This is a genomic window from Bacillus sp. IT-79MI2 (genome assembly GCF_949768135.1).
GTDB classification, from domain to species: Bacteria; Bacillota; Bacilli; order Bacillales; family Bacillaceae_G; genus Bacillus_A; species Bacillus_A pseudomycoides.
On sequence record NZ_CATKPV010000128.1, the window covers coordinates 47,310 to 73,087 of the forward strand.

The 25,778-nt window shown below is 35.7% G+C and carries 21 protein-coding genes and 1 pseudogene; 9 read left to right on the forward strand and 13 right to left on the reverse strand.

Translation table 11 applies throughout. The features are described from left to right. Positions 1–278 precede the first annotated feature (278 nt). From treC to treR, 3 genes are all read right to left on the reverse strand, one after another. Positions 279–1,937 carry an alpha,alpha-phosphotrehalase gene (gene treC, locus ACM6HU_RS26670; RefSeq protein WP_016113100.1) on the reverse strand — a complete coding sequence of 553 codons (1,659 nt, stop codon included), beginning with the start codon at positions 1,935–1,937 and terminating at the stop codon, positions 279–281. 13 nt (positions 1,938–1,950) lie between these two features. Next, the gene (gene treP / locus ACM6HU_RS26675; RefSeq protein ID WP_016113099.1) at positions 1,951–3,378 is read right to left on the reverse strand and encodes a PTS system trehalose-specific EIIBC component; all 1,428 of its coding nucleotides are present in this window, start codon (positions 3,376–3,378) and stop codon (positions 1,951–1,953) included. A gap of 160 nt (positions 3,379–3,538) precedes the next feature. Then, positions 3,539–4,249, reverse strand: a complete 711-nt coding sequence (gene treR / locus ACM6HU_RS26680; protein ID WP_033670999.1) for a trehalose operon repressor — start codon at positions 4,247–4,249, stop codon at positions 3,539–3,541. Between the two features lie 455 nt (positions 4,250–4,704). On the opposite strand from treR, the gene ACM6HU_RS26685 reads away from it, so the two are divergent. Beyond that, positions 4,705–6,129 (forward strand): amino acid permease, encoded by a 1,425-nt coding sequence (locus ACM6HU_RS26685; protein WP_016113097.1) that lies wholly within the window; start codon positions 4,705–4,707, stop codon positions 6,127–6,129. Between the two features lie 190 nt (positions 6,130–6,319). Here the strand turns inward: ACM6HU_RS26685 and ACM6HU_RS26690 are convergent, their stop codons facing one another. Together ACM6HU_RS26690 and ACM6HU_RS26695 are read right to left on the reverse strand one after the other, a co-directional pair. Next, positions 6,320–6,580, reverse strand: coding sequence for a hypothetical protein (locus tag ACM6HU_RS26690; RefSeq protein ID WP_088094304.1), 261 nt, complete (start codon positions 6,578–6,580; stop codon positions 6,320–6,322). Between the two features lie 87 nt (positions 6,581–6,667). Continuing rightward, a pseudogene (locus ACM6HU_RS26695) lies at positions 6,668–6,914 on the reverse strand (hypothetical protein). Between the two features lie 63 nt (positions 6,915–6,977). Here ACM6HU_RS26695 and ACM6HU_RS26700 point away from each other — a divergent pair. From ACM6HU_RS26700 to ACM6HU_RS26715, 4 genes are all read left to right on the forward strand, one after another. Further along, complete coding sequence (locus ACM6HU_RS26700; protein ID WP_016113094.1) at positions 6,978–8,507, forward strand: cardiolipin synthase; 1,530 nt, start codon at positions 6,978–6,980, stop codon at positions 8,505–8,507. A 153-nt stretch (positions 8,508–8,660) separates the two neighbouring features. Further along, on the forward strand, positions 8,661–9,554 hold the full coding sequence (locus ACM6HU_RS26705) for an AAA family ATPase (RefSeq protein ID WP_414848530.1): 894 nt from the start codon (positions 8,661–8,663) through the stop codon (positions 9,552–9,554). 3 nt (positions 9,555–9,557) lie between these two features. Beyond that, positions 9,558–11,438 carry a vWA domain-containing protein gene (locus ACM6HU_RS26710; protein WP_414848531.1) on the forward strand — a complete coding sequence of 627 codons (1,881 nt, stop codon included), beginning with the start codon at positions 9,558–9,560 and terminating at the stop codon, positions 11,436–11,438. Positions 11,439–11,599: 161 nt separating this feature from the next. After that, positions 11,600–11,878: a hypothetical protein gene (locus ACM6HU_RS26715; RefSeq protein ID WP_414848532.1), complete on the forward strand. Its 279-nt coding sequence runs from the start codon at positions 11,600–11,602 to the stop codon at positions 11,876–11,878. Positions 11,879–11,958: 80 nt separating this feature from the next. Here ACM6HU_RS26715 and ACM6HU_RS26720 read toward each other — a convergent pair whose 3' ends face one another. Both ACM6HU_RS26720 and ACM6HU_RS26725 read right to left on the reverse strand, forming a co-directional pair. After that, positions 11,959–12,933, reverse strand: a complete 975-nt coding sequence (locus tag ACM6HU_RS26720) for an L-threonine 3-dehydrogenase (RefSeq protein WP_170927954.1) — start codon at positions 12,931–12,933, stop codon at positions 11,959–11,961. Positions 12,934–12,968: 35 nt separating this feature from the next. Beyond that, complete coding sequence (locus tag ACM6HU_RS26725; RefSeq protein WP_414848533.1) at positions 12,969–14,159, reverse strand: glycine C-acetyltransferase; 1,191 nt, start codon at positions 14,157–14,159, stop codon at positions 12,969–12,971. Between the two features lie 214 nt (positions 14,160–14,373). Here ACM6HU_RS26725 and ACM6HU_RS26730 point away from each other — a divergent pair, with 214 nt between their 5' ends. Next, positions 14,374–15,105 carry a class I SAM-dependent DNA methyltransferase gene (locus ACM6HU_RS26730; protein ID WP_016113088.1) on the forward strand — a complete coding sequence of 244 codons (732 nt, stop codon included), beginning with the start codon at positions 14,374–14,376 and terminating at the stop codon, positions 15,103–15,105. Positions 15,106–15,132: 27 nt separating this feature from the next. On the opposite strand, the gene ACM6HU_RS26735 is transcribed toward ACM6HU_RS26730, so the two are convergent. From ACM6HU_RS26735 to ACM6HU_RS26745, 3 genes are read right to left on the reverse strand one after another with little or no spacing between them, the layout of a single operon-like run. Further along, complete coding sequence (locus ACM6HU_RS26735; RefSeq protein ID WP_016113087.1) at positions 15,133–15,960, reverse strand: ABC transporter ATP-binding protein; 828 nt, start codon at positions 15,958–15,960, stop codon at positions 15,133–15,135. Between the two features lie 60 nt (positions 15,961–16,020). Further along, positions 16,021–17,079, reverse strand: a complete 1,059-nt coding sequence (locus ACM6HU_RS26740) for a FecCD family ABC transporter permease (RefSeq protein WP_016113086.1) — start codon at positions 17,077–17,079, stop codon at positions 16,021–16,023. Next, a complete protein-coding gene (locus ACM6HU_RS26745; protein ID WP_414848534.1) occupies positions 17,076–18,080 on the reverse strand; it encodes a FecCD family ABC transporter permease in 1,005 nt (334 codons plus the stop codon). The genes ACM6HU_RS26740 and ACM6HU_RS26745 overlap by 4 nt, the downstream gene beginning before the upstream one ends. Positions 18,081–18,275: 195 nt before the next feature. On the opposite strand from ACM6HU_RS26745, the gene ACM6HU_RS26750 reads away from it, so the two are divergent. Beyond that, entirely contained in the window at positions 18,276–19,241 is a 966-nt protein-coding gene (locus tag ACM6HU_RS26750) for an ABC transporter substrate-binding protein (RefSeq protein WP_016113084.1), read from the forward strand. A gap of 382 nt (positions 19,242–19,623) precedes the next feature. Further along, the gene (locus ACM6HU_RS26755) at positions 19,624–21,015 is read left to right on the forward strand and encodes a peptide MFS transporter (protein ID WP_414848535.1); all 1,392 of its coding nucleotides are present in this window, start codon (positions 19,624–19,626) and stop codon (positions 21,013–21,015) included. Positions 21,016–21,043: 28 nt separating this feature from the next. Here the strand turns inward: ACM6HU_RS26755 and ACM6HU_RS26760 are convergent, their stop codons facing one another. Then, positions 21,044–21,223 (reverse strand): acid-soluble spore protein H, encoded by a 180-nt coding sequence (locus ACM6HU_RS26760; RefSeq protein ID WP_016113082.1) that lies wholly within the window; start codon positions 21,221–21,223, stop codon positions 21,044–21,046. 178 nt (positions 21,224–21,401) lie between these two features. After that, positions 21,402–21,689 (reverse strand): ArsR/SmtB family transcription factor, encoded by a 288-nt coding sequence (locus ACM6HU_RS26765; protein ID WP_003195107.1) that lies wholly within the window; start codon positions 21,687–21,689, stop codon positions 21,402–21,404. 870 nt (positions 21,690–22,559) lie between these two features. Between ACM6HU_RS26765 and ACM6HU_RS26770 the strand changes: the two genes are divergently transcribed. Next, positions 22,560–24,179: a lactate permease LctP family transporter gene (locus ACM6HU_RS26770; protein WP_016131179.1), complete on the forward strand. Its 1,620-nt coding sequence runs from the start codon at positions 22,560–22,562 to the stop codon at positions 24,177–24,179. A gap of 105 nt (positions 24,180–24,284) precedes the next feature. Here the strand turns inward: ACM6HU_RS26770 and aspA are convergent, their stop codons facing one another. Beyond that, a complete protein-coding gene (gene aspA, locus ACM6HU_RS26775; protein WP_016113080.1) occupies positions 24,285–25,718 on the reverse strand; it encodes an aspartate ammonia-lyase in 1,434 nt (477 codons plus the stop codon). Positions 25,719–25,778: the final 60 nt, after the last annotated feature.

Genomic DNA, 25,778 nt, shown 5'->3' on the forward strand with positions numbered 1-25,778 from the left:
AACCGGCACTGGTAAAATGGAAGAACTTCCACTAGCCAATCACCGGTTATGTACTACACCTAAAAAGGCAAGACACAATACTAGCATAAATCGCCTTTCATAAACTTCCTATTCATCAAATGGTGTAATTGTACATACCATCGGACGTAACCTTTATAGTACAAAAGGTATATATGAATGGTGAAATTTACTCCTGAAGTAAAAATAAAAATGTTATATAGCGGTATTTTAAATTAAAAAGAGGTTGTATGCTCTGGGCATACAACCTCTTTTTTCAATCATTTAGTAAGTCGATACACAATGGATTCATACGGTCTAAGTACAAGGTTTCTAATATCTTCACTTAAATCCTCATAATTTGATATTAATATTTCTTGCTTCATTCCAGTTAACTGAACATCTGGTACGGAATATGTGAGTGTTTCCCCATAAAAATTATTTACAACCAACAATACTTCATTATCTAACGTGCGTGTATACGCCCAAATATTAGGGTGATTTACATCTATAATTTCATATTTACCCTTTGTAATGACATCGTATTTCTTTCTAAGTTTAATTAGCCTTTTATAGTGATAGAAAATAGATTGTTTATCTTCAAGCGCCTTTTTTACATTAACTTTTTTATAATTATCTGCAACTGAAATCCAAGGTGTATTTGTTGTAAATCCCGCATTTTCTTCTTCATTCCACTGCATAGGTGTCCGCGAATTATCACGAGATTTTTGCTGTAGGATACCAATGATTCCTTCATTTGACATCCCTTCTCCCCACTTCATTTCATAAATATTTAAAGATTCTACGTCGCGATACTTACTAATATCATCAAAGTCCGGATTCGTCATCCCAATTTCTTCACCTTGATAAATATAAGGTGTCCCCTGTAACATATGCAGCGCCGTTCCTAACATTTTTGCAGATTCATTTCGGTACCGTTTATCATCACCAAAGCGAGAAACAATACGTGGTTGATCATGATTACACCAAAATAATGCATTCCAGCCCCCACCCTCTTGCATCTCGGTTTGCCACTTCGACATGAGTTCTTTTAATTTCACAAAATCAAAATCCGCTTTCGTCCACTTGTCACCATTTGGGTAGTCTACTTTTAAATGATGAAAACTAAATGTCATACTTAATTCACTGCGCTCTGGATTTGAGTATTTAATACAATTATCGATTGTCGTCGATGACATTTCTCCAACTGTAATGACATCTTTTTCGGCAAATACTTCATGGTTCATCTCTTGTAAATATTCATGAACACGTGGTCCATCTGTATAATATTTACGTCCATCACTTGTAGCCGATGTTCCTTCATCATCTAAAAAATGCTGTTCTTTTGAAATTAGGTTAATGACATCCAGCCTGAATCCTCTAACACCTTTTTCAAGCCAAAAACGCATCATGTCGTATACTTCTTTTCGTAGCTGTTCATTTTCCCAATTTAAATCAGCTTGCGTTTTATCAAATAGATGTAAATAATATTGCCCTGTCTTTTCGTCATATTCCCAAGCAGAACCGCCAAATTTAGATTGCCAATTATTCTTTTCATCGCGCCATATATAAAAATCACGGTACGGGCTATTTTTATCTCCGCTTGCCTCTTTGAACCATTTATGCTCTGTTGAACTATGATTTACAACGATATCCAGCATAATATCAATCTCACGTTTTTTCGCTTCTGCTAGTAGCTCTTCAAATTCCTCCATCGTTCCATAAGACGGATCAATAGAATAATAATCACTTACATCATAGCCATTATCATTTTGCGGTGATTGGTATACCGGTGTTAACCAAATGTAATCCACTCCGAGTTCTTTTAAATAATCTAGTTTCTCTGTGACCCCTTTTATGTCACCGGTCTCTGTGTTGTAGTAACTATTAAAGCTTTTCGGATAAATTTGATAGACAACGCTTTTATGCCAATCTTTCATACTAAACTGCCTCCTACTTCTGTTTTACTCGTTTTGCAAATAACCATGTTAAAACAAATGGAACCACTACCGCAATTACCATACCAACAACAAACATTGGAATCGATTTCGGAATGATAGAAATAAATGCTGGTAACCCGCCAATTCCGATAGCTGGCGCTAATACACCATTTAACGTGATAAACACTGCTGCAATCGCCGATCCCGTAATAGCTGCATAAAACGGAAATTTATTTCGTAAGTTTACACCAAACATCGCTGGCTCCGTAATACCGAAGTACGCCGAAATTGCTGATGTAGACGCCATACTTTTATCATTTTGATTTTTGGAAATCCAAAACATTGCAAGCGCTGCACTACCTTGCGCAATGTTAGAAAGTGCAATCATTGGCCAAATAAATGTACCACCACTTTGCGAAATTAACTGTAAATCAATCGCAATAAACATATGATGCATCCCCGTAATGACTAACGGTGCATACAATGCGCCAAATAATACTGCTCCCAAAGCAGGAACTGTTTCGTATACACCAACTAAACCAGCTGTTAATAAATCACCGATATGACGTGTAATTGGACCAATAACTCCTAACGCTAATACACCAGTTACAACAATTGTTGTAATCGGAACAACTAATAATTGAATCGCATTTGGTACACGTTTCTTAAGGAAAATCTCAACTTTACTTAAGACAAATGCCGCTACTAAAATCGGTAAAATTTGTCCTTGATAGCCTACTTTTTCAATTTGGAACAATCCTAAAATATTGAAGTACTCAATTTTTTGTCCATCTAGCCCTGCAGCTGCTTTTCCATAATTCCATGCATTTAATAAATCAGGATGTACTAACATAAGTCCCATAACAATCCCAAGTATCGGACTGCCGCCAAAACGTTTCGTTGCCGACCAGCCAACAAGTGCTGGTAAGAATACGAATGCCGTATTGGCCATCATATTAATTAAATCCCACAGTCCCCCTAAGTTTGGGTATACTTCTAATAAATTTTTGCCATCAAAAAATAAATCCTTTGCACCTAATAAGTTATTAATTCCCATTAATAAACCAGCTGTTATAATCGCCGGTAAAATCGGCATAAATACGTCAGAAAATACTTTGACAAACTTTTGAAGCGGATTCAATTTTTGATTCCCTGAATCTTTTACATCTGCTACCGTGGATTCTTCCATACCTGCAAGCGTTATCAATTCAGCGTATACACGATCTACATCTCCTGGACCAATAACGATTTGAAATACCCCAGCGTTATGAAACGCACCTTTCACTAAAGAAACCGCTTGCAGTTTTTCGCTATCTATTTTACTTTCATCCTTCAAAGCGATGCGTAGTCTTGTTACACAGTGCGCTGCTTGTTCAATATTTTCTTTCCCACCAATATATTGCAGCACTTCTTCTGCTGTCTTACGATAATCCTTCCCCATATTCCGTCCCTCTTTTCTTTTTTTGATACCGTTTACAAATACATATTAACTGGTATATATAAGTTAGTCAACACTCGTATATACGAGTTGGTGGAATTTTTTTCATTTGGTCTCAAAATATACAAAATAAAGAGATGAAACACTGCACTGTTTCATCTCTTTATTTTCTCCGCGCCACATCAGAAAAATGAAAAATATCTAAACGGTGACGTGATTCTGTATATTCAAATTGACTACCATCATAAAGATGCGTAAAGTTTTTTACAACAACAACATAATCTGTTCCATTCAAATCCAAATAATTCCGATCATCATCTGTACAAGGTTGCACTTCAATAACACGCTGTGCATAACTAATATGTAATCCTAATTCCTTCTCAATGTATTTATAAATCGATTTCTCAGCAATTTCTTTCGTTAATCCAGGAATATGTTCAGATACGAAATAGTTTACATCTAGAATCACGTTTTCCCCATCAATATTTCGAACACGTTTAATATGATCTACCTTCGTTTTCGTCTTTACATTTAATAATTTAGCTATTTCTTTCAGTACTAAAAATTGTTCCATCTCTACAACACTTGTTATACATTGGCGCCCTAAACGTTCATTTTCCTCTTGAAAACTCACAATACCACCAAAGTTAAATTCAATATTTTTTCGCTTTAAAACAAAAACGCCTTTGCCATGTATTTTCTGTACATATCCACGTTCCTGTAATAAATCGACTGCTTTCCTTACCGTCCCTCTACTTGCTTCATACTGCTTCATCAATTCTGTTTCAGATGGGATTTTACATCCCTCTTTTAATTTACGATTATCAATTGAATCACTTATCTCCGTATAGATTTGTTCATACTTACTCATCATTTTGAATAACCCCTTGTCACCTTCTATTTCTACTTGTATTATAGCATGACATAAAATCATTCCAATCTCTCACTTATTTTCCAGTACAAGAAATATCTATATAAATATTTAATCATCAATCCGCATTTTTATAAATTTTTTTCATATTTTTCTTTTCATTCTAAAAAACATGTAGTATACTAACTTCAAAATCAGAGGAGAAAGGGAGCAAAGAACTATGCTTACAAATAATACAACTGTAGTTACATTTGCACAAAAACATCATCATCATACGTAAACCCTTGAAACCTAGCGGAAAAATTCACGCGTAGGTACAAGGGTTATTCCCATTGTACCTACGCTTTGGCAAAGAGCCATGTAGGTATTTTTTATCTACATGGCTCTTTTTTATTTTCAAAAAACGTTAGTAAAAAGATGATGAATAAGCAAAACTACTACAAAGGAGATAGACAAACATGGAAACGAAAAAATGGGGTTTATGGATTTTAACAGCATTTGTTGTGGGAAATATGGTTGGCGGTGGCGTATTTATGCTCCCAGCAAATTTAGCGCGAATATCAGGTCCGATGGGATCGACACTTGCATGGACGATTACAGGACTTGGTGTATTTATGATTGCACTTGTATTTGGAAACCTTGCAGTGCGTAAACCGGAGTTAAAAGCTGGCCCACAAAGTTACGCACAAGCAATGTTTACCTCTCAAAAGGCAGGTAAAGTTGCTGGATATAGTATGGCATGGGGATATTGGGCTGCTAACTGGGCTGCAACAGCTTCTGTTATTATTTCATTTGCAGGATATTTGTCTACATTCTTCCCAGTTTTACAAAGTAAGCAAGTTCTTTTTTCACTAAACGGGTTTTCACTAGAACTTGGAAAAGGTTTAACATTTGCTATATGTAGCATCATGCTATGGGGAATTCAATATATCCTTTCTCAAAACATCGATAGAGCGGGCAACATGAATCTCCTTGCAACGATTGCAAAGATTATCGGATTTACAATGTTCATCGTCATTACATTATTTATTTTTAACGCCTCTAATTTTGGTGATGGCCAAACATTTATGAATGAGGCTGGAAAATCGATTCCATTAGGCGGACAAGTAAATGCTGCTGCTATTGCAACTCTTTGGGCATTTATAGGAATTGAGTCAGCAGTTATGCTGTCTAATCGCGCAAAATCACAGCGTGATGTGAAAAAAGCAACGATCTTTGGATTAATTATTGCACTTCTTATTTACATGGCAATTACCCTACTTACAATGGGTGCTCTTCCGCAAGATGCCTTAAAAGAATCACAAAAACCATTGGTGGATGCACTAAACCTAGCAATTGGTAATAAAGGTGCTTACATTATGGCACTACTTGCACTTGTATCATTATTCGGATCTACTGTAGGGTGGATTGTTGTTAGTTCAGAAGTACCTTATCAAGCAGCGAAGAATGGACTTTTCCCTAAGTTTTTTGGAAGAACAAATAAAAAAGGAAGCCCTTCAAAATCATTGCTTGTTACAAATATTATGACTCAAATTTTCTTATTTTCAACAATCTCTGGCACTGTTTCAGAAGCATATAATTTTGCCATTGTTGTTGCAACTTTAGCCTATTTAATTCCATACCTTGTTTCTACCTTGTATCAATTAAAACTAGTTGTTACAGGGGAAACATACGATATAACACCAGGATCTCGAGTAAAAGATGGAATCATTACCGTACTTGCATTTCTATATTCTCTTTGGGTTATTAAAACTGGAACAGCTGATTTAAAAACATTTTTCTTAGGAATTGGATTATTTGTATTAGGACTTATTCTTTATCCCATTTTGATGAAAAATTCGTCTACTCCCGTTTCAGAACAACCAAATAACAAAGCAAGCTAATACGAATACAAAAGAAGCTGTGAGAACCCTCCAAATACACTGGATTGTTCGCTGACAGCTTCTTTTATTTCTAAATAATTATTAATTACTTTTATGTTGCTCCATATGATAGACTTCATAAAAATAAAAAAACAGACTGCAATAGTCTGTTTTTTACCATAGTTTTTTGTATGCTTACCTACGTCTTTTATTAAAATCCCCCATATGGAGGATATGGATACTGCGCTGGATAGGTTGCTGGGTAAGATACTGGATATGGCGCTGGATAGGATACCGGATATGGTGCTGGGTAATATCCGCCACCGCTCGTTAAAGCTCCTGCTGTAAGTCCCCCTACCAAACCACCCGCAAAACTTCCTGGAAAAAATGTGCTTCCTCCCCATCCGCCACCATGATGATGACCGCTATGATGATTGTGATGATATCCTCCATGATTTCTTATGTCATGCATTTTATCTTCATCTCCTTTTATACTGATTATTTACTACTATACGCAGAACAAATGAGGAAAACATGAGTACTTGTTCTTCCGCGTTCATCAATATGTGCTGTATGAATAATAAGGATAGTCCTGATAATCCGTATAGTATGGATAATCTGAGTAATATGGATAACCATATCCACCATAACCAAACCCACCAAACGGACGACTTACTCCGTTCATGTCATTCACACTCCTTTTTATACAAAAAATGGAACAATATACCTTATGTAGGACAAATGCGGAAGACATGGGCAAAATGTCTAGATTGGTACAAAAAAATAAAACGTTTTATAATAGAAATGTTAGATTACAGCTTCCATATAAGAATCCTATATTTAAGAAAGAATAGGTGAAATGTATACAGATGAAAAATCCTATCGTTCAATTATTATTTGTATTTACACTTGTATCCATCGTTCTGTTACTTATGGATACATCTATTATCTCACTATACACTTTTGTCGGCGTACTATGGTCTATCACAATAGTAGGAATTTCCTTCGTTATTTTTATTGAAAACCGTTCCCCGCAAAGTACGTTAGCATGGTTTTTAGTATTAGCACTTCTTCCTGTTGTCGGTGTACTTTTGTATTCTCTTTTTGGCCGAAGTCGCTGGAGAAGAAAGAAGCATCTACATCGTTCAGAAGAGCAAAGAAAATTATTCCGTGAGATTTTAGAAGGAAAGCGTCTAGATTTATCATTCACTTCCTCATTAAGTGAGCGCTCTACTTATTTAACACAGGTTGTACAAAAATTCGGTGGTGGTCCTGTTGCCAATAATACAACAACAAAACTCTTAACAAATGGGGATCAAACCTTTACAGACATTATACAAGTTATTGAAAATGCTACACATCATATACATATTCAATACTACATTTATCGAGCAGATGAAATCGGTACAAAAATTCGAGATGCATTAATAAAGAAAGCAAAATCCGGTGTAACCGTACGCTTTCTTTATGATGGACTCGGAAGCAATTCATTACGAAATCGTTTCTTACAGCCCATGAAAGATGCAGGAATTGAGGTTGTGGAATTTGATCCCATTCTTTCATCATGGCTACTTGAAACAGTAAATTATCGTAACCATCGTAAAATTGTCATTGTAGACGGAGAGATTGGTTTTACAGGTGGACTCAACGTTGGCGATGAATATCTTGGTCGTTCCAAAAAATTCCCAATTTGGCGTGATAGCCACTTAAGAATAGAAGGAAAAGCATTGTACAAATTACAGGCAATATTTCTAGAGGATTGGCTCTATGCCTCTAGTGGTTTAAATACTTATTCTTGGGATCAATTTATGAATACAAAATACTTTCCGGGTAAAGAAAATTCTCATGCAGAAGGTGCTGTTCAAATTGTAGCAAGTGGACCAAGTTCAGATGATACAAGCATTCGCAATACTTTACTTGCTGTTATAGGTTCTGCCAAGAAATCAATTTGGATTGCAACACCCTACTTCATCCCTGATCAAGAAACATTAACATTACTACGTTTAAGTGCAATAGCTGGAATAGATGTCCGCATTCTATATCCAGGTAAAAGTGATAGCATCATTAGTGATCAAGCATCTCAATCATACTTTACACCACTCCTAAAAGCAGGAGCTTCAATTTACAGCTATAAAGATGGTTTTATGCACGCTAAAATTGTACTTGTTGATGATAAAATTGCAACAATTGGCACAGCAAATATGGATGTCCGCAGCTTTGAACTAAATTATGAAATCATTAGCGTACTTTATGAATCCAAGACAGTTCTTGATATTAAACATGATTTTGAAGAAGATTTTAAGCATTCAACTGAAATTAGATGGAAATCATTTCAAAAAAGAAGTATTCGAAAACGTATACTGGAATCCCTAATGCGTCTCATATCACCTTTATTATAATTACAAAAAAAGTAATCAAAATAAATTTGGTTACTTTTTTTCTTTTATTATGGCACATTCCTCCTCCTCTCCTTTTCTTTGCATACCATATTAAAACAAGTTATCATAAGATGTATTGTTTACTTTATGAAAATAATGTTAGGTGGGAAATACATGTTAGAACAATTTCATATACATGCTGATTTAAAACAGCAATTAGCAACGATTCACGACAAAAATAAGCAAGCAGCTGGTGAAAATACACATTTAATTGGAACAAAAATGTACAAAGCATCGGATAATAGCATTATTGAAGATGCAATTACAGCACTTCTGCTTGGTAAAAATATTCTACTGAAGGGACCAACCGGAAGCGGAAAAACAGTCCTTGCAGAAACTCTCTCTTCCTTATTCCAAAAACCAATGCACAGTATTAACTGTTCGGTTGATTTAGATGTGGAAGGTATTTTAGGATACAATACATTAAAAACAAAAGACGGGGCATCTGAAGTTTCCTTCGTTGACGGTCCTCTTATGAAAGCAATGAAAAATGGGCATTTCCTATATATCGATGAAATTAATATGGCAAAACCTGAAACACTTCCACTTCTTCACGGTGCATTGGATTACCGTAAAATGATTACAAATCCATTTACACAGCAAGTTGTATATGGTGATGAAGAATACCGTGTAATTGCTGCAATCAACGAAGGTTATGTTGGAACAAGTGAATTAAATGAAGCATTAAAAAACCGTTTTGTTATCATTGAAGTTCCTTATATTCAAGGCGATACATTAAAAGAACTATTATTATCCGAATCAAAATTGAAAGACATTGCAACAATTGAAAAGTTTGTGGCATTCGCAAGTGACCTCATGCCACTTGCTCGTGATGGACGCGTAAGTGAAGAAGCAGCAAGTATTCGCGGAATTATCGACGCATGTGATTTAGGCGTATATATTCCTGTTATGCGCGCAATTGAGCGAAGCATTATTGCAAAATTAAATGATGAAACAGAACAAATGACTGTCCGCGAATTAGCAGAAAGCTACTTTTTTGAGGGATAATTCATGAGACAAATTTTTAGTGACAAAAAAATTGATACGTCGCTGTTTCTTCAAATGGAAAATTTAATGTATGCCCTTCTAAAAGAAGACGATGCCTACCTTGAGTATGGCTATAAAGCATACTACGACGAAATAGAAAAAAAGGTTGTCATTAGTCACTTTTGGGATGATCGAAAAGAAGAAGATACCGTAATCGGATTAAAAAGCGAAGTGTTTTTAAAAGCACTTGGTAATAAACATTACTCGGACATGACTTTAATTCGCTCTTATGCAATTGAATTACAAGAATCTCCTCTTAAAAAGTTTTTAACACAATTATTTGTTTTATTAGAAGATTTACGTGTTGAGGAAATCGTGAAAAGCTTACGTCCTGGCACAAAACATATTTTTAAGCGCCGAAAAGAAATGTATCGTAATTACTTCGGCTCACAAAATGAAATAAACCGCGTTCGTAATTATCACGGTGATCGTCTATTTTGTTTATGTTATCTTTCATTAACGAGCGATAAATATGAAATGTTCAACAATGAATATTTCGAGCAAATTGAAGCTATTTTACATGAAGCATTCCAGGCTCGTAATACGGAAGATACAATGTATATTGTTGAAAAAATCCGTTATCGCTTAGAAGGTTTTCTTGAAAATGATATGATTAATAACTACTTTGGACATGCGCCGCTCTATTTATCTGTTATTGCAGAAGAAAAAGATGGGCGCGTAGAAGATTTAGCAAATGATGATACTCAAATCGTAGATGATGAGAATAAAAATAAAATTAATGAAAGCTTCTCGACATGGCATCGTGAAAATAAAAATAACGAAAACGAGAACTTTTTACGCTTTGAATTAGAAAGCGGAACAAAAACAAATATGATGGGTGATACTGCTCGTGAATCAGAAGATGGCGATCAAGCACTTGGTTCTGTACAAGGGACTTCTCAAAAAAGTACGCAATCTAACTTTGATGGTGCTGATACAGAAGAAGCAAGAGCCTCCCATGCTTCTAGTCAAAATGAAGGCATATACGGTAAATATAATGTTGGTGCCTCTCATACATTTAAAGAAGCACGCAAGCCAAATCCTGATGATAAAAAAGATTATCAAGCCATTAAATCTGTCGTTAATAAAGATGTAAAAGAGTTAAAGAAAATCATTGAGAAGACGATCGAAAATAAAACAAACGCAAATAGTGATAAATATTACGGAAGACTTCGTAAGAAATTCCTTCGTATTTATACAGAAAAACAGCCGCGCATGTTTTATAAAAAGGGACAAGAATCACAAGAACTTGACGTTGCCTTTCAACTATTAGTCGACTGCTCTGGTTCTATGTATAACAAAATGGAAGAAACGAAGAAAAGTGTTGTTCTATTCCATGAAGCATTAAAATCATTAAAAATTCCACATGCAATTAGTGGATTCTGGGAAGATGCTTCTAGTGCGACACCAGAAGATAAACCAAACGTAATTCATGAAGTTGTAACATACCAAAACTCAACGCTTCCAAACGTTGGACCAGAAATTATGCAACTTCGCGAAGAAGAAGACAATCGTGACGGTTACATTATCCGCATCGTTTCAGAAAAACTTGCAAAAAGACCAGAAAAACATAAATTCCTACTCGTATTTACAGACGGTGAACCATCTGCTTTAGACTACCAACAAGATGGTATTTTAGACACACATGAAGCTGTTAAACTCGCTCGTAAAAGCGGTATGGAAGTCATCGGTATCTTTATCGAAGAAGGCGAGGCAAAAGAAGCGACATATCAATTGATGAAAAATATTTATAACCATCATTTCTTAGTTGCAAACCACGCTGAAGATTTACGCTTAAAGATTAAGCCGTTATTGAAGAAATTATTGCTGAAGACGATTGAATAGGAAACAGGAGCTGATTTTGCTCCTGTTTTTTAGTTGTAATTTGTCGAACCCTCGATATATGTATATATTTGAAAAAGCGCTGATAAAAGGAAATGAAAAATTCATAGAAATCTTTTTGGGTATATTAAGGAAGAAGTCTACTATCAAATATATTTGAAAGGATGTTTCATTTGTCCCAAAAAAAGGATGAACAATATACGGATGTTACAGCTGCTGAAGCAAGACATCAATATGTCATTCCCGAAGAGTTTCCTGAGGGTCCTTACGGTTCTTCCACTAACAGAAAGTTAGGAAAATCGACTCCTTGGGAGAAAGATCAAAAAGCGCATAAAGCACTTAGCTACAAATATGAAAAACAATATGAAGAAACGGAACAACAATATCCTGAAGCTAGCGCCGAATCAGGAAGTCTAGATACGAATAAGGTAAAGTCTATATAACGAGAAAACTCATTTCTTCCCTAGACTAAGTTTAGGTATGCTGACAAAAAGAACCGATTCAATCGAATCGGTTCCCTTCATTAACTAAGTACTAACTCAGCTGTTAACTTTTTTTTTAACTTGGCCAGCATATCAGCTGTCATTTTATCTAAATCATACTCCGCTTTAAAGCCCCACTCTTCTTTCGCTGCTGTTGCATCAATTGAGTTTGGCCAGCTGTTAGCAATGGTTTGACGAGCTGGATCCACAGCATAATCCATTGTAAACGTCGGAATATGCTTGCGAATTGCTGCTGCAATTTGTTCTGGCTCGAAGCTCATTGCGGTAATATTAAAAGCGTTACGATGTATCAACTTACTTGGATCTGCTTCCATTAATGAAACAATTGCTTGCAGTGCATCTGGCATATACATCATATCCATGTATGTGCCTTCCGCAATGTAAGAGGTGTAAGCACCTTTTTTAATTGCTTCATAATAAATTTCAACTGCATAATCAGTTGTACCGCCTCCTGGAGGAGCTACATAAGAAATTAAACCTGGGAAACGTACACCGCGCGTATCAACGCCAAATTTTTGATGATAATAATCACATAATAATTCTCCTGCTACTTTGTTTACCCCATACATCGTAGTAGGACGCTGGATTGTATCTTGCGGTGTATTATCTTTTGGCGTTGTTGGACCAAATGCACCAATAGAACTTGGCGTGAAAAATTTACAGTCAAGTTCACGTGCCGCTTCTAATGCATTTACAAGTCCACCCATATTTAAATTCCAAGCAAATAGCGGATTTTTTTCTGCAGTCGCTGAAAGTAAAGCTGCTAAATGAATAATTGTATCCACTTCATTCCGTTTCGCAATATCATGTAGTTTCTGACCATCAGTTACATCTAATGTTTCAAATGGACCAGATTTTACAACATCACTATCTGTTTCACGAATATCTGTCGCAATAACGTTTGATGCACCGTATACATCGCGAAGTTTCATTACAAGTTCAGAACCAATTTGCCCTAAAGAACCGGTTACTAGAATTTTTTTCATTTTCCCCACTCCTCATTTGCAAGCTTTCAAAAGATGTAATTGTGTTAAATGATTCCCATTTCTTTTCCCACTTTTTCATACTTACGAATTGCTTCATCAAGCATCTCTTTCGTATGAGCCGCTGTTGGCATGTTACGAACACGACCTGTTCCTTTTGCTACAGTTGGGAACACAATTGATTTTGCGTATACGCCTTCTTCATTTAAACGTTTACTAAACTCTTGTGTTAATACTTCATCGCCAATAATACAAGGTGTAATTGGTGTTTCACTTTCTCCAATGTTAAAGCCTAGCTCTTTTAAACCTTGTTTTAAATAACGGCCATTTTCCCATAAACGGTCATGTAGTTCTGTACTTTCCATTAAAATTTCAATAGACCTCATACAAGCCGCCGCATCCGCTGGTGTTAAAGCTGTTGAGAACAAGAATGGACGTGAACGAACTTTTAACCAATCAATTAGGTTTTGCTTCCCTGCTACATATCCTCCAATTACCCCAATTGCTTTTGATAATGTACCAATTTGGAAATCTACCTTATCAGAAAGACCAAAATGTTTTACAGTCCCTGCACCTTGTCCAAGTACGCCTGAACCATGTGCATCATCTACATATGTCATTAAATCTAACTCTTCTGCAATCTCAACGATTTCTGGTAGTTTCGCAACATCACCATCCATTGAGAAAACGCCATCTGTAATAACCATTAATTTATTATAAAGACCGGATTCTTTCGCTTCGATTGCTTTTTTGCGTAAATCTTCCATATCAGAATGTTTATAAACGATAATTTTTGCTTTCGATAAACGGCTACCGTCAATAATAGACGCATGGTTTAATTCATCAGAAAGAATCGCATCATTTTTATCCATAACAGCTGAAATCGCTGCCATATTACAGTTAAATCCTGATTGATATGCAATCGCTGCTTCTGTATGTTTAAACTTTGCAATTGTTTCTTCTAATTTGATATGCAAATCAAGAGTACCATTAATTGTACGAACCGCCCCTGCACCAACACCATATTTATGAATTGCACCAATCGCTGCGTCTTGCAGACGATTGTCTGTTGCTAAACCAAGATAGTTATTTGAAGATAAGTTAATATATTCTTTCCCGCCAATTGTAATGATTGGTCCATTTGAACTTTCTAGCGGATCAATTACGTTATAAAGCCCCTTTGCTTTTAAATCCTCTAAATTTTCTTCCAAAAAGTTTGCGAGTGTTTTACTAGACATCGTGAAGCCTCCCTATCGTTCATGTAAGCGGATTATTATCTTAATAATGCTAATAATCCCTCTACTAGCTTAACACGTTTTCGAAATTTATTATAGAAAAATAGCTTAAAGAAAACGCTTACAACTTTTAATTATATAGGATTAAATACAAGAAATCTATGATTTACTTCAATTGTTTGATAGAATGAAAAAAATGTTTTTAGGAGCTGAGAAAATGGCATTTACAGAATCTGAAGTATATAATAACGATTCTTTTTTTGAACAGTACATGAAGCGTAGATATCGAAATGATAATCCAAATGATACAATCGAAAAACCAGCCTTATTGCAGCTCATTGGTGATGTGAAAGAAAAGACAATTCTTGATCTAGGATGTGGTGATGCCCAGTTCGGTGTAGAGTTATTACAAAAAGGTTGCTTATCCTATACCGGTATTGAAGGCTCTCACCTTATGTATACAGAAGCTATAAAACAACTAGAAAATAAAAGTGGAATCGTCCATTTTATAAACCTCAAAGACTATACATACCCCTCTTCTACTTTTGATCTTGTTACATCTAGACTCGCTCTGCACTATATTGAACATCTCGATATTATTTTTCAAAATGTTTATCAAACTTTAAAAAACGACGGCATCTTCACTTTTAGCGTTCAACATCCCGTTATTACCTCTTCATTCGAGAGTTTACAAACTAGCGGTAAGAGAACAAGTTGGCTTATCGACAATTATTTCAAAACTGGAGAGCGTATTGAACCATGGATTGAACAGGATGTCATTAAATATCACCGCACCATCGAACAATATTTTACACTCTTACAACAAGCTGGATTTACAATTACAGATTTACGAGAAGCAACACCAAAACGAAACCATTTTCAAAGCGAAGAAGAATATACACGCCGATTGCGTATTCCTCTTTTTCTCTTGTTTTCTTGTAAAAAATAAAAAAGCGATGAAATTTCATCGCTTTTTTCATTTCACTACCTGCGCTGCTTGTGGAAGTAAACATCTTCCTCTTCCCTGCGGAATACAAAGCGGCGTTCCAAATAACGGATCGGTTATGATTTGACAATCCATCCGAAATACATCACGAACTAATTTACAATCAACAATTTCTTCTGGTTTACCTTGCGCATAAATTTGTTTATCTTGAATGGCTACAATGTTGTCTGCATAGCGGCACGCTAAGTTTAAATCATGTAGTACCATAACGATTGTTCTTTGCTCTGTTTCATTTAATTCAAATAATAAATCTAGCACTTCAATTTGATGTGTCATGTCTAAGTATGTTGTCGGCTCATCTAACAGAATAATATCTGTATCTTGTGCAAGCGTCATAGCAATCCAAGCGCGCTGACGTTGTCCACCTGAAAGAGCATGAACATCACGTTCAGCAAATTCCGTCATACCTGTTGCAGCAAGCGCTTTTTGTACCATTTCCTCATCTTTTTCTGACCATTGCTTCAGCCATGTTTGATATGGGTAACGTCCTTGTTTCACAAGTTGCAGTACAGTAAGTCCTTCTGGAGCTTGAGGTCCTTGTGGTAAAATTGCCATTTGACGAGCAATCTGCTTCGTTTGCATATTTTGAATTGCTTTATCTTCTAATAAAATATCACCCGATGTCGGTTTTAATAAACGAGCAAGTGAACGTAATAAAGTGGATTTTCCGCAGCCGTTAGAACCGATAAAAATCGTAATCTTTCCTTTTGGAATCTCTAAATTCAACTCATTAATTATAGTTGTTTCACCGTAAGACAATGTTAACGATTTAGTCTCTAGTGCTTTTTGCATGTTCATGTTCATCTTCCTTTACCCCGTTTTTTATAGACAGAAAATCATCTATGTATTTTTTTACCTTTATGAATTTCGACTTTTATAAAGTAAATAAATAAAATACGGAGCACCGATTGCTGATGTAAATACACCTGCTGGAACTTCAAGCGGGGCAAAGACTGTGCGCCCAATTAAATCGGCAGCAAGTACTAAAATCGCACCGACAATAGCTGCTACTGGAAGTAATGCACCATATAAAGAACCAACTAATCTTCTTGAAATATGCGGCGCCATTAAACCAACAAATCCGATTCCACCTGCAAAGGCAACCGCTCCCCCAATTAACGCCGTACTTAGGAGTAGCAGGAAAAAACGTGATTTTGTTAAACGAATCCCAAGTCCGGCAGCAATATCATCACCAAGTTCTTGTGCATTTAAATGTCTCGCTGATATAAATGCAACCACTGTTAAGATAAGAACCCAAGGTGCTAACACCCCTACGTTTTGCCAGGAAGATCCGTAAACAGTACCGGTAATCCATACATTTGCTTGGCTCGCTTGATAGATTGGCGCTAACAGCATAAATAATGTTGTCGCTGCCTTTGTCAGTGCCCAAAATCCGACACCTATTAAAACAAGACTAACTGCTGATAATCCATCATTTCTCCATGCGAATAAATATACAAAAAATGCGACGACAGTTGCACCAATAAATGCTGCTAGCGGCATATAATGAATGCTTACTGTTAATGCATTGTTCTTATCACTAAATAAAGCAAGAAATAGTACAACCGCTACACTTGCACCACCTGTAATTCCAATAATATCAGGCGAAGCAAGCGGATTTCGAACGAGTCCTTGTAAAATACAACCTGCTACAGCAAGAGCTATTCCTACAAGAATTGCAATTAGAATACGTGGCATACGAAATTTATTGACAACCATATTTGACATTGCATCACCGTTTCCAATGATTGCTTGCCATACATCATATGGAGCTACTTTCATCTCCCCCATACCCGCACTTGCAAAAAACAAGCCAGTTAAAATGACTAATAAACTGAATAAGACGAGACAAGCTCGTTTATACATTAAAAACGAGAGGCCGTCTTTTCCTATACGAAACGGAATATACTTCTTCATTTGCTAAGCCCTCTCTTACGTGCAATATAAATAAAGAATGGTGCACCAATAAATGCTGTCATAACCCCTACTGGAACTTCTTGTGGCATAATCACATATCTCGCAGCAATATCTGCAAATAATAGTAGAATGGCACCTAGCAAACCACTATATGGAACTCTCCAGCGATGATCTACACCAACAAGAGCTCTTGCGAAATGAGGGGTAATAATTCCAACAAATCCAATTGGTCCTGCAACAGCAACAGATCCACCTGACAATAAAACAATAATAAGTAGTACAAATGCCTTCATCATCACTGTTCGTTGTCCTAGCCCTTTTGCTACATCTTCTCCCATCATTAGCGTATTCACTTTCCCTGCCATTAGGAGAGAGGCAATCCAACCAACTAATAAATATGGAAATGCGGATTGTAATACTTCTAACTTTCTGCCTTGTACGGAACCAGCAAGCCAAAACAACACTTCTTCTAACGCTTTTTCATTTAATACAAGCAGTCCCTGTGTTAAAGAAGAGAATAGGGCACTTATCGCTACCCCTGCCAACGTTAACTTAAGAGGAGTTGTCCCTTCTTTTCCTAAAGAACTAGAAGCAAATACAAGTGCTGCAGCAACTGCTGCACCTAAAAAGGCGATCCACGTAAACGCTGACAAAGATGTTATCGAAAAAACAACAATGGCTACAACAATAAAAAAGGCAGCACCTGAGTTTAATCCAATAAAGTCTGGAGCAGCAAGGGGATTCTTTGTTAAAGTTTGCATAAAACAACCAGCGATGGCTAAACTAGCACCAACACTAGCAGCGATAAGCGCACGTGGAAGACGTACGTTTTGAATAATAATATGTTCATTCGAACCATTAAAATGGAAAAAAGCATCGAGTGCTAACTTCCAACTCGTATTTGTATATCCGAAAATAATACTCCCCCAAATACAAGTAATAACTGCAATGATTCCAACAAATAATCCAACCCATTTTGCTTGATTTGTTTTTAATAACATGCAGCGTTTCTCCTTTAATGCATAATGATACGTTATTAGTGTATTGTAACTTAATTCGCATTGTCAATGATAGTGATAATTATTTTCATTTGTAGTAATAATGATTGTAAATTATTACTATTGACAATATATTTATTAAACCGTAATATCAGTTTTGACAATGAAAACCATTCTCAATATGTAGGGGGATACATAATGAATTTCATCAAACAAAAATCGTTTGCGTTATTTGCATTCGTACTATCATTTTCACTCCTTTTAGGTGCATGTAGTAACTCATCTAACAAGGCAGAACCTAAAAAAGAAGAAAAGAAAGAAATGATTACTGTCGAACATGCAATGGGTAAAACAGAAGTTCCTGCTAATCCAAAACGTGTTGTTGTTTTAACAAATGAAGGAACAGAAGCTTTACTTACTCTTGGTGTAAAACCGATCGGTGCTGTACAACCACCAACTAGTGACCAATGGTATCCACATATGAAAGATAAAATGAAAGATGTAAAATCTGTCGGTAACGAAAGTCAAGTTAATATCGAAGCAATCGCTGCTTTAAAACCTGATTTAATTATCGGTAACAAAATGCGTCAAGAAAAAGTGTACGAGCAGCTAAAAGGTATTGCTCCTACTGTTTTCTCAGAAACACTACGCGGTGAATGGAAAGATAACTTTAAATTTTATGCAAAAGCATTGAATAAAGAAAAAGAAGGTCAAAAGGTATTAGCTGATTACGACAAACGTATCAAAGACTTAAATGGAAAGCTTGGGGATAAAGTAAATCAAGAAATTTCTATGGTACGCTTTATGCCTGGTGATGTTCGTATTTATCACGGCGATACATTCTCTGGTGTTATTTTAAAAGAACTTGGCTTCAAACGTCCTGGTGATCAAAACAAAAATGACTTTGCAGAACGTAACGTATCTAAAGAACGCATCCCTGCAATGGATGGCGATATCATCTTCTACTTTACTTACAATCAAGGAAATGAGAAAAAGGGCTCTGAACTTGAGAAAGAATATATAAATGATCCTTTATTCAAAAACTTAAATGCTGTAAAAAACAACAAAGTATATCAAGTTGACGATGTGATTTGGAATACAGCTGGCGGTGTAATGGCAGCAAACTTAATGCTAGATGATATTGAAAAACGATTTGTAAAATAATATTTTTCAAAAACAGCTCCCCTTTCGGGAGCTGTTTTCATTTCGCTCACACAAAAATGTCACATTATTTCATTTTGTATTTTTATTCTCAATATGTTATATTGTAATAGTAAATAAAATATAATTTCTGTATATCGGAATAGTTGTTTTAATCTAAATTTTCTGATTAATCATTATTTTATTTTCTTTTGGAATTCAAATATTACATTTGAAAACGCTTATTATCTAGTTTTCAGGGAAAAATACAATAACGGTCGAAGCTTCAATAGATTATTTTAAAAATTTCCTTTCTATTCCCATATAATTCTATTGACTTCTAAATATTTTGTAAATTAAAATGATTACATAAATATCCGTTATACAGGATTAGGGGGAAGCAAAAATGGATGCAGCTTTAAAATTAAAAAAAGCTGAAGAACAACAATCACCAAAAAAACATCCGCCTGGATTGTATTTGTTGTTCTTAACAGAAATGTGGGAAAGATTTAGTTACTATGGAATGCGTGGCCTTTTAGTTCTTTATTTAACAACAACTGTTGTAAGCGGAGGTCTTGGATTCGACAAGGCTTTTGCAGTACAATTATACGGAATTTTTACAGCATTAGTATATTTCACACCAATTGCGGGTGGTTGGTTAACTGACCACTTTATTACAAGACGTCATGCAATTACCCTTGGTGGTATTATTATGGCAATTGGTAACTTTGTACTATTTTCAATGAATACAAAAACCGGTCTCTTTTTAGGACTAGGATTATTAGTCATCGGTAATGGATTCTTCAAACCAAATATTTCTACACTTTTAGGTGAACTATACGGTGAAAATGATTCACGCCGTGACAGTGCTTTTACAATCTTTTACATGGGTATCAACGTAGGGGCTTTCTTTGCACCACTAATTTGCGGATTCCTTGCAGAAGATTTCTTTAAAACAAGCGCTAATGGCGTTATGGTTATGGGTTATAAATACGGGTTCCTTGCAGCTTGTATCGGTATGATTGTTGGACAGATTTTCTTTAACCTATCAGCTCCTCGTTACCTTGGTAATGCAGGAACAACAGTTGTAGGTAAAAAGTCAAAAGACAAAAACGCAAAAGTAATTGAGAAACAACCTTTAACAAAACAAGAAAAGAACCGTACTTGGGCAATCGTTATTTTAACTTGCTTCGTAGTTTTCTTCTGGGCAGGTTTTGAACAAGCTGGTAGCTCTTTAACACTATATACAAACACATTTGTTGATCGTACAATTTTCGGATGGGAAGTTCCAACATCTTGGTTCCAATCTGTTAACCCAGCATTTATCGTACTATTAGCACCATTCGTATCTATGTTATGGATGAAACTATCTAAAACAAAAAATGGTGACTTAAAAGTTCCAACAAAAATGGCACTTGGTATGATTTTACTAGGCATTGGCTACCTTGTTTTAACATTAGCTGTTCTGAAAACTGGAAGCGATGAAGCACATATTGCTACTAAAGCAAACTTATTATTCATCGTATTCACATACCTGTTCCATACAATTGGTGAACTATTCTTATCACCAATCGGTCTATCAATGGTAAGTGCAATTGCTCCTGTAAAATTAGCATCCCTATTAATGGGAGTATGGTTAGCTGGTTCTGGTATGGCGAACTATCTAGCTGGCGCACTAGCTGCCTTCACACAATCTTTAGGATATCTAGAAGTATTCGCAAGCATTGGTATTATCGTAATTGTACTTGGGTTCGTACTTCTTATGTTCTCTAAAAAAATTGCACATATGATGGAATAAAAAAAGCGGAGAAAATTCTCCGCTTTTTTTATTCCTCTTCTAGCGCTGTAACATCTACTTGTACTGTTTCATTTGGTGTTTTCACATCATATACATTTGCAATCCCACGTCCCTCATCACAACTTTCAATCCAAACCGGTACACCATGATAAGTTACATCGATTCTACTCGAAGATGATAAAATTTGTTTTACGCGCTTTACATCCATCCTTCATTCCTCCTTTTACTTATTACACTCTTATTTATCTTCTCATTTCTCTTTGAAATATATTCCGTGAAGACTCTCGTCACTTCTCTCCTTCAGATCTTGAAGTGGAGTTTTCACACCTATTTTTAAATAAAAAAGACGTGCATCTCTGCACATCTTTTTCCGTAATATTCAAATTTTATGAAAATAGTGTCTTTACAACTTCACTTACTTTCTCATTATGCACTTGATAATATACTTCTAATCCACGTCTTTCAAAACGAACAACTTTATTCTGCTTTAATTTCGTTAAATGCTGTGAAACAGTAGATTGCGGAATTTCTAATACTTCCTGCAATTGTGTTACGTTACAAGTTCCACGCCCCATAAGCTCCATTACAAGGCGAAGACGGAGCGGGTGAGCTAACGCTCGTAGCATTTGTACATCCTCTTCTGAAATACGACAATCAAATTGATTTTGATTCATAAAGTTCCCCTCATTTTTTCATTTTTATTTTCACTTTATTTATTTTTATATATTTGTTTTTATATTTCCTGTTACGACACAACTTTATCAACCTAAAATAAAAAAATTTTTTCCTCCTTTTATCAACATACAATTAAGGGCAGAAACCCCTGCTGATTTTGAATATTATACTACACGGCTTAGTGAAAAAGCAAAAAATACAGATCGGAATACTTTGCTTCTAAATGCTGTTTTCTCAACCTTTTTGTTATATTTTTTCACTCACAATATTTACCGTAATAATATTGTAAAATATTGTTCTTAAATGATATGTGAATGTAATCTTTTTAGTTATTCAACCTATAAAAATTGCTTTGTTACGATGGGAAGAGTTAAATTTTAGTAAAAAGGAGGATCCACAATTAAAAAGCGATTAATAATAGTCTTAATTAATATTGCACTTGCCTATACAATTATCCAAAACTTCCTCCTTTATTCTTGATGACAAAAGAATTATTCATTTTAAACATGTAGGACCAATGACATATGAGCATATGGTTGCGTATATGGAGAGCCCATCAGCGGGGTTTTCTTCATCCCCCACCTATCTTCCTCATTTCCCTCTAAATCTTGAAGTGTGGACCTTACTGCTCGTTAATGCGGGATAAATTAGGAATCGTGTACTTTAATATACACGATTCCTCTTTTTGTCTAGTTTATGAACAAAATGTAACGAAATTTTTAAAGTTAACACTATTATGGAATAATTATACTTTTTTACGTTGACAATAGTGTTGAAGAGGAATATACTTAGCGATGTAAGTTGATTGTGAATTGTTTCACAAATAATGTGAATGCCTTCACATATTATAGATAGGAGTTGTCATTATTATGAGTACTTGGACACAAATTTATGACCCGTTAAACAACATTTGGTTATCAGCACTTGTCGCTGCTCTTCCAATCTTATTCTTTGTTCTTTGTTTAACAGTATTTAAGATCAAAGGATATTTATCAGGACTTTATAGCGTAATTTTAGCAATCATTCTTTCCATATTCGTTTATAAAATGCCTGCAACAATGGCAGTATCATCAGCTGCATTTGGTGTAGCAGCTGGATTTTATCCAATTTGTACAATTGTTATTGCAGCAATCTTTCTTTACAAATTAACAGTAAAAACTGAGCAATTTAATGTTATTCGCGACAGTATTTCAAGTATTACAAGCGACCGTCGCCTTCAAGTATTATTAATCGCTTATTCTTTCGGTGCTTTCTTAGAAGGTGCAGCTGGATTCGGTGTACCGGTTGCAATTACAGCAGCATTACTTGTAGGTATGGGATTTAACCCATTAAACGCAGCAGGTATTTGTTTAGTTGCAAATATTGCTGGTGGCGCAATGGGAGCAATGGGAATACCAGTTACAGTACCTGCTCAATTAACTCAAATGGATGCATTAACTGTTGGTCGTCAAGCTGTAACATTATTACCTTTCATTAGCTTTGTATTACCATTCTTACTTGTTGCAATGGTAGATGGCTTTAAAGGAATTAAAGAAACTTGGCAAGGTATCCTTGTAAGTGGTGGTTCTTTCGCTATTACTCAGTTCGTTGTAACATACTACCTTGGCGCAGAATTAACTGATATTTTCGCTGCAGTTGTCAGCATGGTTGCACTTGCATTATTCCTACGTGTATGGCAACCAAAATCTTCAGCTCAAACTGAAGAACAAGTAGAAAAACATAGCTACACAATGAAACAAATTTTATACGCTTGGTCACCATTTGCATTCTTAACTGCATTCGTAACAATTTTCAATTTAAAAGCAATCAAAAGTTTATTCGCTCCAAACGGTGCGTTAGCAAACTTAGTATTTAATATCCAGATTCCTGGTTTACACAATCACGTTATTAAAACAACACCAATTGTAAATGCCGATACACCATTTGCAGCAATCTTCAAGCTAGATGTATTTTCATCTACAACTACTGCAATTGTACTAGCAATTATCGTATCTTTACTTGTATATCGCGCAAAAGGCCAATTGGTTAAAGAACTAACTATTGAAACATTAAAAGAGCTAAAAGCTCCAATTTATACAATTTGTAGTGTAATTGCATTAGCATATGTAACAAACTACTCTGGTATGTCTTCTACTCTTGGACTAGCTTTATCATCTACTGGTAAGGCCTTCCCAATCTTATCTCCAATCTTAGGTTGGATTGGCGTATTCTTAACTGGTTCTGTAGTATCAAGTGGTTCATTATTTGCACCACTTCAAGCAGTAACTGCAGCACAATTAGATATCGTACCTTCTACACTTGTTGCTTTAAACGTAGTCGGTGGCACAATGGCAAAAATGGTATCACCACAATCTGTAGCAGTTGCTTGTGCGGCAGTTGGACTAGTTGGTAAAGAATCTGTCCTATTTAAAACAGCAATGAAATATAGTTTGATTTTCTTAGTCATAATTAGTTTACTTCAACTTAACTCTATATTTAATATCTTTTAAAAGATGAAAACGATCCCTCACGTGGGATCGTTTTTTTATCTTCTTCTTTCTAACCATTCACTCATTCTTATACTTTGGTATAAAAAAATCCTAATACACACAGTATCAGGATTTTTTATTCTTCAATAGCGACGCACCAGCAATTTCGGGATGTGTCATTTCATATGGATCCAAAATAATATCAAGTTCCTCTTCTGTTAACACACCATGCTCTAAGCAAAGCTCACGAACAGATTTACCTGTTTCAATCGCTTCGCGAGCAATGCGAGATGCCGCCTCATATCCAATATGAGGATTCACCGCTGTAATAATCCCAACGCTTTTCTCAACATATTGTTTTAACAATTCTTCATTTGCAGTAATACCTTTAATACAATACTCACGAAATACGCGGAATGCATTATTCATAATACTAATGGATTGAATTAAATTAAATACTAACACCGGCTCCATTACATTTAGTTCTAATTGTCCTGCTTCTGATGCTAAACATATTGTATGGTCATTTCCAATAACTTGGAAGGCCACTTGATTAATTACTTCTGCCATAACTGGATTTACTTTTCCTGGCATAATAGATGATCCTGGTTGACGAGCTGGTAATTGAATTTCAGCCAATCCGACACGTGGGCCAGATGCCATAATGCGCAAGTCATTTGCAATTTTAGACATATTCATCATACATACTTTTAGTGTTGCTGATACTTCTGTATACGCATCTGTGTTTTGCGTTGCATCCACTAAATGTTCTGCACCAACTAGTGGAAATCCGCTAATACTGCGTAAATGCTTTACAACTTGCTCAATATAAATTAGATTTGCATTTAATCCGGTCCCAACCGCCGTTGCGCCCATATTCACTTCATACAAATGTTGACGAGACTGCCTAATGCGTTTTATATCACGCTCAAGCACTCGGCTATATGCTTCAAATTCCTGCCCAAGACGAATTGGAACTGCATCTTGCAGATGTGTACGCCCCATTTTTATCACATGATCAAATTCTTTTGCTTTATCGGTAAATGCACGATGAAGTGCATCCATTGTAATAAGAAGTTCTTCTAGCATCATAAGCGCCGCAATATGAATTCCTGTTGGGAACGCATCATTTGTTGATTGCGCCATGTTCACATGTGTATTCGGGCTAATGATTGCATAGTTTCCTTTTTCATGCGCCATTCTCTCAAGTGCACGGTTTGCAATAACCTCATTTGTATTCATATTAATAGAAGTCCCTGCCCCGCCCTGAATTGGGTCTACAATGAACTGCTCATGAAACTTCCCATCAATAATTTCCTGAGCCGATTTTGCAATTTCTTCCCCAATATTTGCGTGCAAATAACCTGTTTCCATATTTGCAAGTGCTGCAGCTTTTTTAACCATTGCCATTGCTTTAATTAATGACGTATGAATACGATATCCTGTAATCGGAAAATTTTCTACTGCTCGTAATGTTTGAACACCATAGTAAGCTGCATTTGGTACTTCCTTTTCTCCTAAAAAATCTTTTTCAATACGTATCCCTTTCGTTGCTACCATTTTTCATCACCTATACTTTTCATTCTAATCGATGACCTAAAAACGATTTCTATAAAAATA